This window comes from Streptomyces sp. NPDC051320 (assembly GCF_040682175.1).
Classification (GTDB): domain Bacteria; phylum Actinomycetota; class Actinomycetes; order Streptomycetales; family Streptomycetaceae; genus Streptomyces.
On sequence record NZ_JBFBAL010000007.1, the window covers coordinates 1 to 15,454 of the forward strand.

The 15,454-nt window shown below is 71.5% G+C and carries 15 protein-coding genes; 6 read left to right on the forward strand and 9 right to left on the reverse strand.

Going from position 1 to position 15,454, the window contains the following annotated elements:
- Positions 1-582 precede the first annotated feature (582 nt).
- Positions 583-1,305, reverse strand: coding sequence for a helix-turn-helix domain-containing protein (locus tag AB0M87_RS16755; RefSeq protein WP_365853451.1), 723 nt, complete (start codon positions 1,303-1,305; stop codon positions 583-585).
- Positions 1,306-1,527: 222 nt separating this feature from the next.
- On the opposite strand from AB0M87_RS16755, the gene AB0M87_RS16760 reads away from it, so the two are divergent.
- The 4 genes from AB0M87_RS16760 (at position 1,528) to AB0M87_RS16775 (ending at position 4,574) form a co-directional block, all read left to right on the forward strand.
- Entirely contained in the window at positions 1,528-2,190 is a 663-nt protein-coding gene (locus AB0M87_RS16760; RefSeq protein WP_365853453.1) for a DUF4097 family beta strand repeat-containing protein, read from the forward strand.
- Positions 2,191-2,232: 42 nt separating this feature from the next.
- Positions 2,233-3,219 carry an ATP-binding cassette domain-containing protein gene (locus AB0M87_RS16765; RefSeq protein WP_365853455.1) on the forward strand — a complete coding sequence of 329 codons (987 nt, stop codon included), beginning with the start codon at positions 2,233-2,235 and terminating at the stop codon, positions 3,217-3,219.
- On the forward strand, positions 3,216-4,007 hold the full coding sequence (locus AB0M87_RS16770; RefSeq protein ID WP_365853457.1) for an ABC transporter permease: 792 nt from the start codon (positions 3,216-3,218) through the stop codon (positions 4,005-4,007). The genes AB0M87_RS16765 and AB0M87_RS16770 overlap by 4 nt, the downstream gene beginning before the upstream one ends.
- Before the next feature lie 141 nt (positions 4,008-4,148).
- The gene (locus AB0M87_RS16775) at positions 4,149-4,574 is read left to right on the forward strand and encodes a nuclear transport factor 2 family protein (RefSeq protein WP_365853459.1); all 426 of its coding nucleotides are present in this window, start codon (positions 4,149-4,151) and stop codon (positions 4,572-4,574) included.
- A gap of 18 nt (positions 4,575-4,592) precedes the next feature.
- Here AB0M87_RS16775 and AB0M87_RS16780 read toward each other — a convergent pair whose 3' ends face one another.
- Positions 4,593-5,384 (reverse strand): methyltransferase domain-containing protein, encoded by a 792-nt coding sequence (locus AB0M87_RS16780; RefSeq protein WP_365853461.1) that lies wholly within the window; start codon positions 5,382-5,384, stop codon positions 4,593-4,595.
- A gap of 271 nt (positions 5,385-5,655) precedes the next feature.
- Between AB0M87_RS16780 and AB0M87_RS16785 the strand changes: the two genes are divergently transcribed.
- Together AB0M87_RS16785 and AB0M87_RS16790 are read left to right on the forward strand one after the other, a co-directional pair.
- The gene (locus AB0M87_RS16785) at positions 5,656-6,567 is read left to right on the forward strand and encodes a YIP1 family protein (protein WP_365853463.1); all 912 of its coding nucleotides are present in this window, start codon (positions 5,656-5,658) and stop codon (positions 6,565-6,567) included.
- Positions 6,568-6,992: 425 nt separating this feature from the next.
- A complete protein-coding gene (locus tag AB0M87_RS16790) occupies positions 6,993-7,982 on the forward strand; it encodes a helix-turn-helix domain-containing protein (protein WP_365853465.1) in 990 nt (329 codons plus the stop codon).
- Positions 7,983-8,013: 31 nt separating this feature from the next.
- On the opposite strand, the gene AB0M87_RS16795 is transcribed toward AB0M87_RS16790, so the two are convergent.
- The 7 genes from AB0M87_RS16795 to AB0M87_RS16825 are packed head-to-tail and all read right to left on the reverse strand — an operon-like array spanning position 8,014 to position 15,451.
- Positions 8,014-9,360: a zinc ribbon domain-containing protein gene (locus AB0M87_RS16795; RefSeq protein WP_365853467.1), complete on the reverse strand. Its 1,347-nt coding sequence runs from the start codon at positions 9,358-9,360 to the stop codon at positions 8,014-8,016.
- Entirely contained in the window at positions 9,357-9,935 is a 579-nt protein-coding gene (locus tag AB0M87_RS16800) for a phage tail protein (RefSeq protein WP_365853469.1), read from the reverse strand. Before AB0M87_RS16800 ends, AB0M87_RS16795 begins: the two co-directional genes overlap by 4 nt.
- Complete coding sequence (locus tag AB0M87_RS16805; RefSeq protein ID WP_365853471.1) at positions 9,932-11,890, reverse strand: putative baseplate assembly protein; 1,959 nt, start codon at positions 11,888-11,890, stop codon at positions 9,932-9,934. Before AB0M87_RS16805 ends, AB0M87_RS16800 begins: the two co-directional genes overlap by 4 nt.
- Positions 11,890-12,327 (reverse strand): GPW/gp25 family protein, encoded by a 438-nt coding sequence (locus AB0M87_RS16810; protein ID WP_365853473.1) that lies wholly within the window; start codon positions 12,325-12,327, stop codon positions 11,890-11,892. The genes AB0M87_RS16805 and AB0M87_RS16810 overlap by 1 nt, the downstream gene beginning before the upstream one ends.
- Entirely contained in the window at positions 12,327-14,258 is a 1,932-nt protein-coding gene (locus tag AB0M87_RS16815) for a VgrG-related protein (protein WP_365853475.1), read from the reverse strand. Before AB0M87_RS16815 ends, AB0M87_RS16810 begins: the two co-directional genes overlap by 1 nt.
- A complete protein-coding gene (locus AB0M87_RS16820) occupies positions 14,258-15,013 on the reverse strand; it encodes a LysM peptidoglycan-binding domain-containing protein (protein WP_365853477.1) in 756 nt (251 codons plus the stop codon). The genes AB0M87_RS16815 and AB0M87_RS16820 overlap by 1 nt, the downstream gene beginning before the upstream one ends.
- Positions 15,014-15,451 (reverse strand): phage tail protein, encoded by a 438-nt coding sequence (locus tag AB0M87_RS16825; protein ID WP_365853479.1) that lies wholly within the window; start codon positions 15,449-15,451, stop codon positions 15,014-15,016.
- Positions 15,452-15,454 lie beyond the last annotated feature (3 nt).

Below are 15,454 nucleotides of genomic sequence, written 5' to 3' on the forward strand. Positions count from 1 at the left end.
TCCGTGAGATGTCGACGATCACCACGCCCCCCGAGGAGCGCCACCCGGTGCTGACGGCCGGATCCACCCGAGGGTGGATCCGGCCCCTTCGCGCTCTCCCGTCGCGGTCCAACCGTCCGGCCTTCCCGAACGTCTCTCCTCTGCCCCGGCCGGCGCCGATCAGAGGAGGTACTTCCGTGCACAGACGGCTCCGTGCCGCTCTCGCCACCTCGGCAGCCGCCGCTCTCACCGGCGGACTGCTGATCGTCACGGCGAGCAGCGCCGCCGCCACGTCCTCCGGCGCGTGGGGCGATTTCAACGGCGACGGCAAGGCCGGTCTGACGGTCGGCTCCACCGCACGAGGACAACTCCGACGGCTTCACCGCCACCTTCGGTCCGAACGGCGGCAAGCCGGCCCCCACCGGCGCGGGCTACGGCCTCACCGCCACCAAGGTCTCCGCGACCGGCACCCCGCTGCTGGGCGCCGACATGACCGGCCGACACCACCTCCGAGCCCGGGGCCCTTCACCCAAGAGGGCTCCGGCCTTGCCCCCACGGCCGAGGCACGACGTCCTGAACGACGACGTCGCCCGCTCTGCCGGCTCAAGAGGTGGTTTCTGCTTTCGTGGAGAGGATCTCGCGGGCCTGCTCCGCGGCGCGGGCGAGGCTCTCGCTCACGAAGTCGAGGAAGCGGGCGACGTTCTCCAGGCGGACGGCGGCCGGAGTGCCGGGGCCGAGGACACCGACACCCTGCCGTGCGATTTCGACCTGCTGGGTGAGGGACCGGACGCTGGCGATCATGGACTGGTACCAGAGGTCGTCGTCGACGACGTAGCGCTCCCGGCGGCGTTCGTCGCGTTCCCTGCGGACCAGGGTCTGGCCCTCCAGGAAGGCGATCGATTTGGAGATGGTCGCCGGACTGACCTGAAGGCGCTGGGCGAGTTCGGACGCCGTCAGGCTGCCGGCATCGGTGGTGAGGAGGCAGACCATCACCCGCGCCATCGTCTTGGGCAGGCCCGATTGCATCATGACGGTGGTGAACAGCTCCTCGTACTCACGGACGGCCTCGGCGTCGCGTCCGTGCGGCTGGGGAGCGGGCTCCGGCCCTCGGGGCGAGGCGGACCTGCGCCGGTGGGCGCGCCGTTCCGTGGCGCGGTGGGCCAGGTCCGCGCGGTATCCGGTGGGCCCCCCGTTGCGCATGACCTCACGGGTGACCGTGGAGGTCGGACGCTCGAGAGCTCTGGCGATCTCCGCGTAAGCGAGGCCGTCGGCCAGCCCCAGCGCGATCTGCCGGCGGTCCTGCTGGGTGAGTCTGCCTCCGGGCATTGCCGTCTCCTTCGTGCTCCTCGGTGCCGTCAGTATAGCGTTCACTTTCATTCCATTGCAACGCTCACGGAGCTGGCGTTGCATTAAACATCACGACGATCGCAATGATATTGCGGCTCTCACCTGCTACTTTGCCATGCACTTGCAACGGAGCCATTGCCGTCTCTGCGAACGCAACGTAGCGTTTCCTTCATTGGAAACACAGAGTCGAAGGAGCGCACGATGCAGAAGTTCGACACCCCCGCCCCGATCTCCGCCGTCCTCGACATCCCCGCAGGGCGCGTCCAGATCATCGCCGCCGACCGGTCCGACACCGCGGTCGATGTGCGGCCCGCCCACGCCTCGAAGAGCCGCGACGCGAAGGCGGCGGAACAGACCAGGGTCGAATACGCGGACGGAGTCCTGCGGATCGAGGTCCCGGCGAAGAACCAGTACCTCGGCCCCTCCGGAGCCATCGAGGTGACGGTCCAGCTGCCCGCCGGTTCCCGCGTCGAGACCAAGGCGTCCAGCGCCGAATTCCGGGCGGTCGGCCGGCTCGGCGACATCGCCTTCGAAGGCGCGTACCAGCAGATCAAGATCGACGAGGCCGCGAGCATCCGGCTCACTGCGATCGACGGCGATGTCGAGGTCGGCCGGCTGGGCGGCTCCGCGGAGATCAGCACCGCGCGGGGAAACATCCGGATCGCCGAGGCCGTGCGCGGCAAGGTCGTGCTCCGTACCCGGTCCGGCGACGTTTCGGTCGGTGCCGCCGCCGGAGTCTCGGCCTCCCTGGACGCCGGCACCTCCCACGGCCGCATCAGCAACAACCTCAGGAACGACGGCACCGCCGAGCTCGACATCCACGCGACCACCTCCCAGGGCGACATCACCGCCCGCAGCCTCTGATCACCAGCCGCTGATCCGCAGCCTCCAGAAGGAGCAACCTCCATGACCAGCTTGGCCATCGCGGCGAACGGGCTGCGCAAGTCCTACGGCGACAAGGTCGTGCTCGACGGCATCGACCTGGCGGTTCCGTCCGGCACGGTCTTCTCCCTGCTCGGCCCGAACGGCGCCGGCAAGACCACCGTCGTCAAGATCCTCTCCACCCTCATCACCGCCGACGCCGGCGACCTGCACGTCGGTGGCCACGACCTGGCCGCCGACCGGCAGGCCGTGCGGGCCGCGATCGGCGTCACCGGACAGTTCTCCGCCGTCGACGGTCTGATCACCGGCGAGGAGAACATGCTCCTGATGGCGGACCTGCACCACCTGCCCAAGCGCCAGGGGCGGCAGGTAGCCGCCGAGCTGCTGGAGCGCTTCGACCTCACCGATGCCGCGAAGAAGCCCGCCGCCACCTACTCCGGCGGCATGAAGCGCCGCCTCGACATCGCCATGACGCTGGTCGGCAGCCCGCGGATCATCTTCCTCGACGAGCCGACCACCGGCCTCGACCCGCGCAGCCGGCACAACATGTGGGGGATCATCCGTGAGTTGGTCGCCGGCGGCACCACCGTCTTCCTCACCACTCAGTACCTGGACGAGGCCGACGAACTCGCCGACCGCATCGCGGTCCTGAGCGACGGAAGGATCGCCGCCGAGGGGACCGCCGACGAGCTGAAGCGGCTCATCCCCGGCGGGCACGTGCGGCTGCGCTTCACCGACCCGGCCGCCTACCAGTCCGCCGCCGTCGCCCTGCGTGACGTCACCCTCCCCCGAGCAGGCGGCGCCCCCAGCGACGAGGCGCTGGTACTGCAGATCCCCAGCGACGGCAGCCAGCGCGCGCTGCGCGCCGTCCTCGACCGGCTGGACTCGGCGGGCATCGAGGCGGACGAGCTGACCGTGCACACCCCCGACCTCGACGACGTGTTCTTCGCCCTGACCGGCGGAACCAACGTGCCCGCCCAGAACAACCCGCCCAAGGAGACAGTCCGATGAGCGCCCTCTCCCTCGCCGTACGCGACGCGAACACCATGCTGCGCCGTAACCTCCTGCATGCCCGGCGCTATCCGTCGCTGACCCTGAACCTGCTGCTCACGCCGGTCATGCTGCTGCTGCTCTTCGTCTACATCTTCGGTGACGTGATGAGCGCCGGCATCACCGGCGGCGGCGCCGACCGCTCCGACTACATCGCCTACGTCGTCCCCGGCGTCCTGCTGATGACCATCGGCAGCACCGTCATCGGAGCCGCGGTGTCCGTCGCCACCGACATGTCCGAGGGCATCATCGCCCGCTTCCGCACCATGGCCATCCACCGCGGGTCCGTACTCATCGGACACGTCGTCGGCAGTGTGCTGCAGTCGGTCGCCAGCGTGGTCCTCGTCGGCATCGTCGCCGTGGCCATCGGTTTCCGCTCCACGAACGCCTCGCCCCTGGAGTGGCTGGCGGCGTTCGGGCTGCTGGTGCTCTTCGCCCTGGCGGTCACCTGGATCGCCGTCGGGATGGGCATGGCAAGCCCGAACGCCGAGGCGGCCGGTAACAGCGCGATGCCACTGATCCTCCTCCCGCTCATCTCCAGCGCGTTCACCCCGATCGACGCGATGCCGGGCTGGTTCCAGCCCATCGCCGAGTACCAGCCCTTCACGCCGGCCATCGAGACCCTGCGCGGTCTGCTGCTCGGCACCGGGATCGGCCACAACGGGTGGCTCGCGGTCGCCTGGTGCCTGGTGCTCGCGGCGCTCGGTTACCGCTGGTCGACCGCCTCGTTCAAGCACGATCCGAAGTAATCGGCTATGCAGCCGCGGCCGCGTCCTGCAACGTAAGAGGGCCGGCTCAAGGAACTTGTGGCCGATGGTGACGCCCAGCAGGATGGTGACGGGCGGTGCCGCGCGCAGTGACTCAACTGGTGAGCGAATGGAGTGCCCTCTGTGTCGAACCTCGAGCCATCCGCTGTCCGCACCCCTCGCGAGGTGCTGGCCTGCTACTACCAGGCCATGCTCGACATGTCCGCCGACGATCTCGCCGATCTGTATGCCGTGGACGCGGTGCACGAGTTCCCGTTCACCTCTCCCGGTTTCCCCCCGCGTTACGAGGGACGTGAAGCCGTGCGTGCGGGATACCGGGCGGCTTGGGGCGCCGGCCCGGTCCAGGTGCAGGAGATCAGGAAGGTAGCGGCCTACGAGACCACCGATCCGGAAGTGATCATCGCCGAGCATGTCGTGGTGGGATCGCTGCCGAGCGGGAGTGCCCCCTTCACCGTCCCGGGTCTTCTGATACTCCACGTCCGCGACGGACTGCTCAGGCGGGTCCGCGACTACATGGACGGCTTCGGGGTCGCCGGCGTCAGAGAATGACGGCTGGGCCGGCGCACGTCAGGGGCGGTCCCTGGTGAACGCCCCTCGCCAGACTTGGAGGGAACCGTCGCCGAGCGCCGTGGCGTAGTTGATGGTCCGGGTGTAGCCGTCGTCGAGGAGCATCGGCAGGGCCGGTCCGGCGGGCAGGCCGTGGGCGAATGTCCGGGTGATCCAGTCCTGGGTCCAGGCCGTTTCGTCGGTCCATTCGGTGGCGGTGAAGCCGGCGTGCTCGATCGAGGCGTGCAGCTCCGCGGCGGTGACGACGAAGCTGTCGGTGCCGTCCAGCGACCAGGGCATCGGCCAGGGCAGACCGGCCTGCCGCGGCCGGCAGACTTCCCAGACGGCCAGGCGCGCGCCGGGGGCGAGACAGCGGGCGATGTGCGCGAACCAAGCGGTCTTGCCCCGAATGCTCATCTGGACGTGCATCGTGATCGCGGCCTGGAACAACGGGTCGGGCTCGAAATCGCTGATGTCGCCCACCCGGAATTCGACGAGGTCGCGCAAACCGGCCTTTGCGTTCAGGTCGCGAGCGGCGTCGACGTAGGCCGGGGTGATGTCGATGCCGGTGACGTGGTTCCCGGTACGGCCGGCGATCTGCCGCGCGGGTCCGCCGAAACCCGAGCCGATGTCCAGGACCCGGTCGCCTTCGGCGAGCGCGAGGCTGCTGATGAGCCGGTCGACCGCATCGGCGCCGCCGATGTGGAACTGGTCGAGTTGGTCCAGCGCGCCCTCGGCCGACGGGTCGAGGTCGGGATGCTCGGCCAGGAGCCGACTCACGGTCCGGCTGACGTCCGTCTCTCGGTAGGTCATCGCGCGACGCCCTTTCGGTGGCCGGCCGTGCGCCGGTGAGGCCCGGCACCACGAGACTACCGACTGTGCGGCTGCCCGTCCGGGACCGAGCCCCACTGATGCGGCCGGCAGGCGTACGGGACCGAGGCCCGTGCGCGCCTGATGAAGCTGACGCACGGCCTGATCGGACCCTGACGGGTCTCACCTAGGGGATGTCACAGCTCGGCAGCAAAGCCGGGCCCGTTCCCACCGGCCCGGCCCCCCGCCCCGCCGGACCGGGTACGTTCGATGGGTGGCTGGATTCAGGATCGGACGCGGCCGGGACAACCGCACGTCGCAACAACAACCGCAGCAGCAGCCGTACGGCAGGCAGGCACCGCCCCCGCCGTACCGCAGCGGACCTGCCCAACCGCGGCGTGCACCGCAGCAGCACCCGTGGCCGCCGCAGGCCCAGCAGCCGTACGGGGAGCCGGAGTACTTCGACGAGCCGTACCAGCAGGGCCGGCAGGGCCCGCCCGGCGGTTACGGCGGCCGACCGATATCCGACCCGTATGCCGGCAGCGCGAACAACCCGGGACACACCCAGGCCTTCCGCATCGACGAGGACCCGTACGGCGCGGGCAACACCTACCGCGCGGGGCAGACCAGCGGGCCGCCGGCGGGCCCGCGGCTGCCCTGGCGGGACCTGCTGCGCGGCATCGTGATGCGCCCGGGGCCGACCTTCTGGCAGATGCGCGACCACGCGGTCTGGGCTCCGGCGCTGACCGTCACCTTCCTCTACGGCATGCTCGCCCTCTTCGGCTTCGACCAGGCCCGCGCGGACACCGTCCACGCGACGATGTCCAGCGCCATCCCGTACGTCCTGACGACCGGTGTGGCCTTCGTCATCGGTGGTGTGCTGCTGGGCACGGTGACCCACACGCTGGCCCGGCAGCTCGGCGGTGACGGCGCCTGGCAGCCGACCGTGGGCCTGTCCATGCTGATCATGTCCATCACGGACGCCCCGCGGCTGCTCTTCGCGGTCTTCCTCGGCGGAGACAACGGCTTCGTCCAGATCCTCGGCTGGTTGACCTGGCTCGCCGCGGGCGCGCTCTTCACCTCGATGGTGAGCAAGTCGCACGACCTGGCCTGGCCCAGGGCGCTGGCGGCCTCGTCGATCCAGCTCATCGCGCTGCTCTCGCTGCTGAAGCTGGGCACGCTCTAGCTCAATACATCCAGCGCCGCTCCCGGCGCCGGCACGGGAGACGCCGTGACCGGTCGCCGGGCGTGTAGCCGGCGTGGCCGCTGACGCTCAGGCCGATCTTCCGGCCATCCTTCGCCGGCAGGGCCCTGAGCCCGTCGGTGTTCTGGTCGTCACCCGGGCGGCGTCCCGGCCGGGACGGTGAACACCCCGGAGGACCAGCCGGACTCGCCCGGTGCGCACGCGATATCGGACGCATCGCTCTCCTCAAGTGAAACCAGACACTTCTGAACGAACCGCGATATTCCGGATGTTGCTGGTATTGCAGTGGCGTCACATTGACAGAGCGACGGGCGGTAAAGGGATGATGTGCGCGGCGGGTTCGTGCCGCGACCGCTTTCCGCCACGACCGGGCGCCCGAGACCGCGGCAGGGTGGAGGGGGCCGGGGATGCTGGGAGCCATAGGCCTCGACGAGACGCAGGAGTCGGCGTACCGCGCACTCGTGGCGGTGGGAGCCGCGGAGGTGTCCGATCTCGCGCACCGGCTGGCCCTTCCCGAGTCGAACACCGAACGGGCGTTGCGCAGGCTGGAACAGCACGGGCTCGCCGCCCAGTCGTCGGCCCGCACCGGCCGTTGGGTGGCGGCGCCGCCGGGGGTGGCGTTGGGGGCGCTGCTGACGCAGCAGCGCCATGAGCTGGACCGGGCGGAGCTCGCGGCGGCGCTGCTCGCCGAGGAGTACCGGGCGGAGGCCACCGAGCCGGCGGTACACGACCTGGTCGAGGTGGTCACGGGCGCGAGCGCGGTGGCGCACCGCTTCCACCAGTTGCAGCTGGGGGCGGCCAGAGAGGTGTGCGCCCTGGTCACCGGGAAGCCGGTCGCGGTCAGTGGGCTGGAGAACGAGTCGGAGGAGCAGGCCGCATCACGCGGGGTCTCGTTCCGGGTGGTGATCGAGCGCGGGGCGCTCTCGCTGCCCTCCGGAATTCTCGAACTCTCGGCCGCACTGAGCCGCGACGAGCAGTGCCGGGTCGTCGACCGGGTGCCCACCAAGCTGGTCGTCGCCGACGCCACCCTGGCGATGGTGCCGCTGACCGGCCGCGGCGCCGAGCCCGCCGCCCTGGTGGTTCACGCCTCCGGGCTGCTGGAGTCGCTGATGGGGCTCTTCGAGGCGGTGTGGCGCGAGGCCATGCCCCTCAGGCTCGGCGAGAACGGCCGGGTGAAGGAGGAGACCACCGGGCCCGATCCGACGGACCTGGAGATCCTCTCTCTGCTGCTGGCCGGTCTGACCGATGCGAGCGCCGCGAAGCAACTGGAGCTGGGACTGCGGACGGTACAGCGGCGGGTGAAGGGTCTGATGGAGCTGACCGGGGCGACCACCCGGCTGCAACTGGGCTGGCACGCGTACGAACGGGGCTGGGTGTCCCGGGCGTCGCGCGGCTGACGTGGTGGTCGCACCCTCACCGGTCCGGCTTTCAGGAGTTCGACGCGTTGGAGCGTCCGAAGAGTTCGATCTCGGCGATGGAGACCTGGTTCTTCGACGACGCGCCGTAGGCGGAGCGGATGATGAAGCGCACCGAGGTGGCCGCGCCGACGCGGAAGGAGCGGGTCTGCGGGCCGCTGGCCTGGTCGAGGTTGAGATAGCGGGTGGTGGTGTGCCCGTCGGCGTTGGTGATCCGGGCCTCGATGCGGTGCGGGAGAGCGGCCTTGGAGAGGTCGCTGGGCTGGGTGGAGATGCCAGAGGTGATGATGACGTCCAGCAGCCGGGTGGGCTGCAGGAAGCGGGCCTCGACCCATTCGCCGTCGCCGGACTCGGTGACGCCGGGGCCCCACCAGGTGTTGTTGAGCTTGTCGAAGGCCTTGTCGGCGCCGTGTCCGCCGAAGGACCGGGACGCCCGTTCGGAGTCGGGCGCGACGGGGGCGCGCTTGGAGAAGTGGTCGCGGACGGCATGGCTCGCCGGGCCCACCTGGAACGCCGCGACGATGACGAGCGTGAGCGCGGCGGCGCCCGCCACCCAGGTGAGGACGCGGCCCAGGCCGCGGCGCAGCCGGGGCCGCTCACCGGCCCAGGGGACGTCCCGGTTGCCGATGCCGAGCCGTCGCCACCACGGGAGCCTCGCCGTGTCCTCCGGACGCCCGGCCATGGTCATAGCGCAGCGGCGGCAGAAGTGGCGGTCGGGCCGGTTGCCCGTACCGCACCAGGGGCAGGGGGCGCCGCCCTCGTCGGGTTCCTGGCCGGGCTGCTGGACCTGCGGACGCGCGGCGGCCGGGCGGCCCGGCAGCACGGGGGCGACCGACGGTGCTTCGGGGGCACGCCGCTCCGGGTCCGCGACCGGGACCAGCAGGGCTCTGGCCCTCTCCCGTTCCAGGTCAGGAGCCCGGTCCACCTCAGGAGTCCGGTCCATATCGGGAGCCCGGCCCGGGTCGGGAGCCCGACTCCCGTCGGTGACCGGAGGCAGCGGTTCCGTGTCGTCCTCCGCGCCGCTGTCGTGGTCGGCGGGCCCACCCGACCACTCGGGCCCGCCGGGCCCGTCCGTGGGCGCGGGCCCGGCGCCGCCCGGGACACCGGCGGCCGGGGCGTACGGCGTACCGGCCGGGGCGTCCGGCGCCCCGCCCGGGGCAGCGGCGCCTCGCGGAGCGACGGCATCGGCCGACGCCACGGCAGCGGCCGCCGCCGTACGTCCGCCCGGGCTCCATCGGAGCACCGCGCCGCAGCCGTCGCAGAAGGAGTGACCGGGAACGGCGGGGGTGCCGCACTCCGCGCAGGCCGAGGCCTGCGGGATCCTGCGGCCCGGCTCGGCGCCGGGGGTCTCGGTGGTCATCTGCCGGGTGTCCTTTCGGCCGCGGTCACCTGGACCGTGTAGGGCATGTGGGCGGGGCGGGCGGCCGCCACCAGGCTTTCCAGCCGGTGCTGGTCGGTGGGGCCGGGGTCGGGCAGGGCCAGGGAGACGTGCAGGTGCGGCCGCCGGTCACCGGGGACCGGGCCGAGCGGCCTGGCGTCCCAGCCGGCGGCGCCGCTCTCGGTGATCTCCGGATCCACGCCGAAGGCGAGCCGGATCGCTTCCTCGAGGCCGCGCCGGGTGCCGCGGATCCGGTGCAGATGCGCGGCCGCTGCCACCGCCGTACGGAGCACGGCGTCGCCGTCGTCGTCGAGGCCGGGCCGGTCCGCCACGTCGGTCTCCGCGCCGACCCAGTCACCGAGCCAGCGGGTGAAGTCGGCCGGTGCCAGTGACGGGGTGAAGTACGCGTCGAGGCAGTCCAGCACGTTGTGGATCGGGGCCAGGACCTCGTCGAGCCCCGCGACGAACCGCTGGGCCAGGTCGTCGTCGGCGAAGACGGCGGGCAGCATCATGCCGAGCGGCGCGGACGAGCCGAGGCCGTCGACCGAGCCCCTCATGAGCCGTCCCCGATGACCCGGACCCGGTGGTCGTAGGAGAACACCAGGGCCGGCGGTTCCAGGTCGATCCGTTCGGTCGGGTCGCCGCGTTTGCCGGTCAGCGGGTCGGCCGGGTGCAGCAGCACCTCGTCGACCAACTCCACCCCGGGCACCCGCTGCAGGACCGCGAAGACCTCACCGGACTGCACCGGCCGCCCGAACGGCCACCCCTTGCCGTGCACGCCCCCGGTCAGCGGGTCGAGGTGGCGGTAGAGGGCCTCATGGGCCTGCCGCCTGACCAGGTCGGTGTCGGCGCCGCGGAAGGCGTGCAGCGTCGCGACGACGGTGACGCCCTGATAGAACGGCGGCCCCACCGCGAGGCGGGTGCCGAGCAGCCGCCGGGCGTCGAGATACCGGGTGATCCGGTCCAGCAGGGCGTCACCGGGGACGAGTTGCTCGAAGCGCAGCCACCCGCCCGGGTCGGGCACCGCCTGCGGCACGACCAGCACCCGCACGGCGTGCGCGCCGTGCTGGTCGGGGTCGCCCTCGATGCAGGTGATGCGGGCGGTCTCCGGCGCGGCGCGGCGGGCCAGCTCCTCGTAGTCGCGCAGGGTCACCGCCCGGTCCTGGGCGCGCAGGGTGATGGGGGCGCGGGCCTTCGCCTCGGCGACCGTCTCACCGTCCACCCCGCCCCTGGCCGCCTCCCGGTTGACGACCTCCGCGACGTACGGGATCGAATTGCGCAGCACCTGGACGGCGCCCCGGGCGACGTTGCCGGCCCGGCCGCCGCCGGTGCGGTAGCGGCGGGCGCGGATGACCGCGCCCTTGGGCGGCACGGCCCCGTACTGGCGCAGGGCGCCGTCGGGTTCGCGTACGGCCGGTCCGAAGGCGATCTCGCCGGTGGCCGCGTCGAGGGTGACATGCCGGTCCTGCGGGCCGGAAGCGGCGAAGTGCGGGACGACGTCCCAGTCGGTCCAGCCGTCCCGCTCGGCGACCTGGAGGTGCAGCGGCGGCACGTCACCGACCACCGGGGCGACCGCGAGCCGCAGCCGCTGGCCGGGCAGCCCGGTCGACTCGCCGAGCGCCTCGTCGCGCACCGTTTCGGCGTGTACGACGCCGGTGGTGCCGCCGATGGTGAACGCCTCGGCCGACCGCACGGTGGGCGAGGTGGTGTAGAAGGGCTGACCGGTCTCCGGAGCGGTGACCCGGCAGCGCAGCCAGCCCGCCTCCCGGCGCCCGGTGCGCGAGCGGGTGTGGCCGCCGGGGACGTGCAGGACCACCTCGCCGGGGCGGTTGAGGCCGCCGGTGCCGTCCCGGTCGACCTCGCAGGCGCGCCAGCCGTCCTCGGTCCACGCCTCCCAGACCAGCGGCGGCTGCCTGGGGTCCACACCGACACCGTCGACCTGGCTGTCCAGGCCGAGGACGACCGCGCAGTGCGGGACGGCCGCGGTGAGCCCGAGCAGCATGCAGTCGCCCGGCTGGGGTGATTCGGCGAAGCAGAGCAGGTCCTTGCCCTCGCCGAGGTCCGCCGTCCGGTCGACGGCCGCCTCGCCGTCGCGCTGGACGACGAGATACGCCAACTCGCAGGAGACCACGGTCAGCTCCCGCTCGGTGGCGAAGACGACCGCCTCCTCGCTCTCGGTGCGCAGCGTGGAGACCTCGGTGCCGGTGGGCAGCAGCACCGCCTCGTCCATCGGCGCGGACAGCCAGAAGGTGACGTCGGTGCGTGCCGCGGACGGCGGGAAGAGGGTGATGCCGATCAGGTCGAGGAAGGCCAGGTGATTCTTCTCCGGCACCCGGTTCAGCCGGTACACGACCTGGTCGGCCATGTGCGCGACGGTCTCGACCAGGGTGACACCCGGGTCGGACACGTTGTGGTCCGTCCACTCCGGGGCGCGCTGCTGGATGTAGCGCTTGGCGTCGTCGACGAACTGCTGGAAGCGGCGGTCGTCGAGGTTGGGGGAGGGGAGTGCCATCAGTGGTCGCTTTCGGTGGCCGGCCCGGAGTTCGGGGACGGCTCGTCGTGGGAGGGGATGACGTAGAACGGGAAGACCAGGCTGCGCGGGTTGTTGGTGCCGCGGACGGAGTAGCGGACGTCGATGAAGAGCACGCCCTGCTGGTCCCCCGCGGTCACCTCCACGTCCTCCACCTCGATGCGCGGCTCCCAGCGGTCCAGGCTGACGTACACCTCGTGCTGGATCCGGCCGGCCGTCGCCTCGTTGACGGGGGCGAAGACCATGTCGTGGATGGCGCAGCCGAAGTCGGGGCGCATCGGCCGCTCCCCCGGCGCGGTGGCCAGGACAAGACGGATGGCTTCCTCGACCTCGCGCTCGCCGCTGACCATGGCGATACCGCCGGTGGGGCCGATCCGCAGCGGGAACGCCCAGCCGGTACCGACGAATTGCTCAGCCATCACACCACCGGCATTCCGTTGGCCTCGACCAGGCCGAGCAGGTCCACCTTCAGAGCCTTGATGCCGAGTTCGGCGGCGGCCTGGATCTGCGCGGTCGCGCCGGCCGAGATGCTCATGACGCCCACCGCGTTCAGCGCCATCGCACCCAGCGCGCTGAGGCTCATCGCGCCCTCGGCCTTCACCGACAGCAGGCCCATCGCGTTGATGTTGAACACGCCGCCGGTGGCTCTGGCGGTGATGGACCTGCCCTGGATGTCCAGGAGCCCGCCGCTTTTGATGGACACCTTGCCGCGGGCGCTGAGCGACAGGTCCCGGCCGGCGTCGACGGAGACCGACGTCGAACCGTGGATGCTGACACTGCCCCGGCTGTCGACCGTGATCTCGGTCTTGGCCCGGTCCATCGTGATGGTCAGCTTGTTGTCGCCGGTGCTGAGCCGCACCCCCCGCTTACCGACCCGCTGGTCGAGCAGGTCGAGCCGGTCGCCGCTGCGGTCCGCCAGCGTACGGCGCACGGTCGTCCCCCGGGTGGGGTCGGTCAGCGGGACATCCACCTTCCCGGGGACGTCCTTGCCGTTGTAGAGGCCGCCGATGACGAAGGGATGGTCCAGGGCGCCGCGGTCGAAGCCCACCAGCACCTCGTCCTTCACGTCGGGCGCGATCACCCCGCCGCCGCCCACCCCGCCGAACTGCACGGTACGGGTCCAGTCGCTGACGTACTGGTCGTCGAGCCAGGGAAACCGCAGCTTCACCCGGCCCTGCTTCTTCGGGTCGTTGATGTCCGTGACCACCGCGTTCGCCACCCCCGGCAGCCTGGCCGAGCTGCCGGCGCCGCCCGACGCCAGGCCGTACAGCGAACGCCACTGCCGTCCGCTGACGGTCAGGAACGTCTCGTAGTGCCGGCCGTCGCCGAAGGTGTGCCGGGCGGCGGTCACCGTGTACTTGCCCTCGAACGGCTCACCGACGTCCGAGAGGGCGACCGGAACGCCGGGCCGCAGCTTGGGGTTTCCGCGCACGGTCACCTCCAGCTCCGCGAAGGCCGCGGTCACGTCGTCGGCCAGCGCGGCGGCGGCCTTCTTCGCCTGCGGCGCGCTGTCGTAGGGGGTGTCGGTCTCGACGAGGGTGGCGGTGCCGAAGGCACTGACGGCCTTCGCCGGCGTGGTGCCGATCTCGAAGCCGGGGTTGTGCGCGGCCGGTGAACTCTCCTTCAGGTCCTGCTTCTTCGCCACGTCCCAGCCGCGCACATCGACCCTGCTCACCTGGTCGGCGGAGGTGACGGCGGCCCGGCAGCGCAGGATGTCGACGCCGGCCTCCAGGACCAGCGGGCTCTTCTCGCTCGGGGTGCTCACCGGCGGCGCGCCGGACGCCGGGTCGGCGGTGACGAACTGGAACTTGCCCTTCGAGTCGATGGACATCACCATCTCGTTCTCGTCGGCGAGCCGGCCGAGGAAGTCCCAGTCGGTGACGTTGGCCTGGGAGATGAAGTCGTAGACGGTCCGGGTCCGGTCGATGGTGCCGACCGGGACCTTGTCCCTGGCCGCGAGCTTCCTGGCGATGTCCGACGCGGTCACCTTGGTGTGCGCGAGGACCCGGCGCTGGCGCAGCATGCGATGCCCGAGGTCGTATCCCCGTACGACGGTGAAGGTGCCGGTGCCGTCGTAGTCGCTCTCCAGGCCGGTGACCTCACCGGTGATCAGCGGGGACTGGGCGCCCTTGCCGTCGGCGACCGGCGCCAGCACGACGTCGGCGCCGATCCTGGCGCCGGAATCGGCGAGCACCTTCCTCTTCGGGTCGCGGAAGGTCAGCTGGAACGCGCCGGGCACCCCGGCCCCGAAGTCGACCCAGCCGGCCACCAGCAGGGTGGCCAGGCTCGGCGTCAGCGGTTTGCCGGCGATGGTGACGTGCAGGACGTTGGAGTAGCCGATCTGGGTCATCAGTGGCCGACCTCTTCGGCGGCGGGAAGCATGAGTTCGGTGCCGGGGCTCAACTGGGCGGGGTCGTCGATGTCGTTGGCCTCGGCGATGCTGCGCCACACGGTGGCGTCGCCGTACTCCCGCCAGGCCAGGAACTGCAGCGAGTCACCGGCCACCACCCGGTGCACCCGGCGGGCGGTGAGCGCGCCGGACGTGGGGTTCTGCCCGGCGGTCTTGCTCGGGATCTCGTGCAGATGCACCTGGCAGGTGGCGCGGATCGGCACCCCGGTGGTCGAGAACAGGCTGTAGGTGGCGTCCACCGAGCTGACGTACGCGGTGAAGCGGGCCGTGGAGAACGCGCCCCACTGGAAGACCACCCAGGGGGTCGACGGCTGCTTGGCTGCGATGCTGGCGGAGGTCACCTCGCAGCAGGAGAAGAGCGCTTCGACGTTCTTCCGCACCACGTTGCTGTCCGGCTTGTCCGAGCAGTCGAGGAAGACCTCGACCGTCATCTCGCGGGGCTCGGGCCCCATGAACTCCGGCACCGCGCCGTCGCGCACCGCGGCGGTGGGGGTGGTCTTCCACTGGGCGCGACGGCTCAGCGCCAGCTGGGAGGGGTTGAAGTCGAAGTCGAAGGTGCGGATCAGCCCCCCGGGCGTGGTGCTGTAGCCGACCGGCGGCTGGTGGATGGCCAGCGTGGCACGCACCAGGCTCTTGCCCGCGCCCTTGCCGCCACCCTTGCCACCGCCGCCCTTTCCACCGCCCTTGATCGCCATTTACGCCGCCCCCGCGTCGGTGAAGCCGTGGTGGGTGATCTCCAGCGTCTCGACGGCCACCGCGGGGTTCTCCGGGTTCAGCGAAGGCCCGCGCCAGCTCACCGGCAGCACATCGATCAGCCCCCAGCGGGCGACCAGCGAACCGTCCGCGCGCAGCGCGGAGATCTGCGCGGTCGGCCGGGTCACTCCGGTGGTGACGGAGGAGATCCAGGCCGCGACCTTCGAGGTGTCCGGGGTGAGCGGGCGGGTCAGCGTGATGTTCGAGAAGGTGACCCGCGACGGCAGCTGCCACACGAAGCCGTTGTTGCCGCCCTCCTGGTGCTGCTCGACCTCCACCTGGGAGGAGAGCCCCTCGCAGCCGTTGAACGTGCCCAGGCTCTCGCCGTCGATGGACAGGCTGAAGAAGATGGTGGAACCGGGATCGAGGTCCTGGGGCATCGG

What these genes read in the sequence shown, in the direction of transcription:
- AB0M87_RS16790 (WP_365853465.1), top strand. Translation starts at nt 6,993, where the DNA reads ATGCTGGGAGCCATAGGCCTCGACGAGACGCAGGAGTCGGCGTACCGC.
- AB0M87_RS16810 (WP_365853473.1), bottom strand. Translation starts at nt 12,327, where the DNA reads ATGGCTGAGCAATTCGTCGGTACCGGCTGGGCGTTCCCGCTGCGGATC.
- AB0M87_RS16765 (WP_365853455.1), top strand. Translation starts at nt 2,233, where the DNA reads ATGACCAGCTTGGCCATCGCGGCGAACGGGCTGCGCAAGTCCTACGGC.
- AB0M87_RS16795 (WP_365853467.1), bottom strand. Translation starts at nt 9,360, where the DNA reads ATGACCACCGAGACCCCCGGCGCCGAGCCGGGCCGCAGGATCCCGCAG.
- AB0M87_RS16820 (WP_365853477.1), bottom strand. Translation starts at nt 15,013, where the DNA reads ATGGCGATCAAGGGCGGTGGAAAGGGCGGCGGTGGCAAGGGTGGCGGC.
- AB0M87_RS16800 (WP_365853469.1), bottom strand. Translation starts at nt 9,935, where the DNA reads ATGAGGGGCTCGGTCGACGGCCTCGGCTCGTCCGCGCCGCTCGGCATG.
- AB0M87_RS16825 (WP_365853479.1), bottom strand. Translation starts at nt 15,451, where the DNA reads ATGCCCCAGGACCTCGATCCCGGTTCCACCATCTTCTTCAGCCTGTCC.
- AB0M87_RS16815 (WP_365853475.1), bottom strand. Translation starts at nt 14,258, where the DNA reads ATGACCCAGATCGGCTACTCCAACGTCCTGCACGTCACCATCGCCGGC.
- AB0M87_RS16770 (WP_365853457.1), top strand. Translation starts at nt 3,216, where the DNA reads ATGAGCGCCCTCTCCCTCGCCGTACGCGACGCGAACACCATGCTGCGC.
- AB0M87_RS16755 (WP_365853451.1), bottom strand. Translation starts at nt 1,305, where the DNA reads ATGCCCGGAGGCAGACTCACCCAGCAGGACCGCCGGCAGATCGCGCTG.
- AB0M87_RS16760 (WP_365853453.1), top strand. Translation starts at nt 1,528, where the DNA reads ATGCAGAAGTTCGACACCCCCGCCCCGATCTCCGCCGTCCTCGACATC.
- AB0M87_RS16780 (WP_365853461.1), bottom strand. Translation starts at nt 5,384, where the DNA reads ATGACCTACCGAGAGACGGACGTCAGCCGGACCGTGAGTCGGCTCCTG.
- AB0M87_RS16805 (WP_365853471.1), bottom strand. Translation starts at nt 11,890, where the DNA reads ATGGCACTCCCCTCCCCCAACCTCGACGACCGCCGCTTCCAGCAGTTC.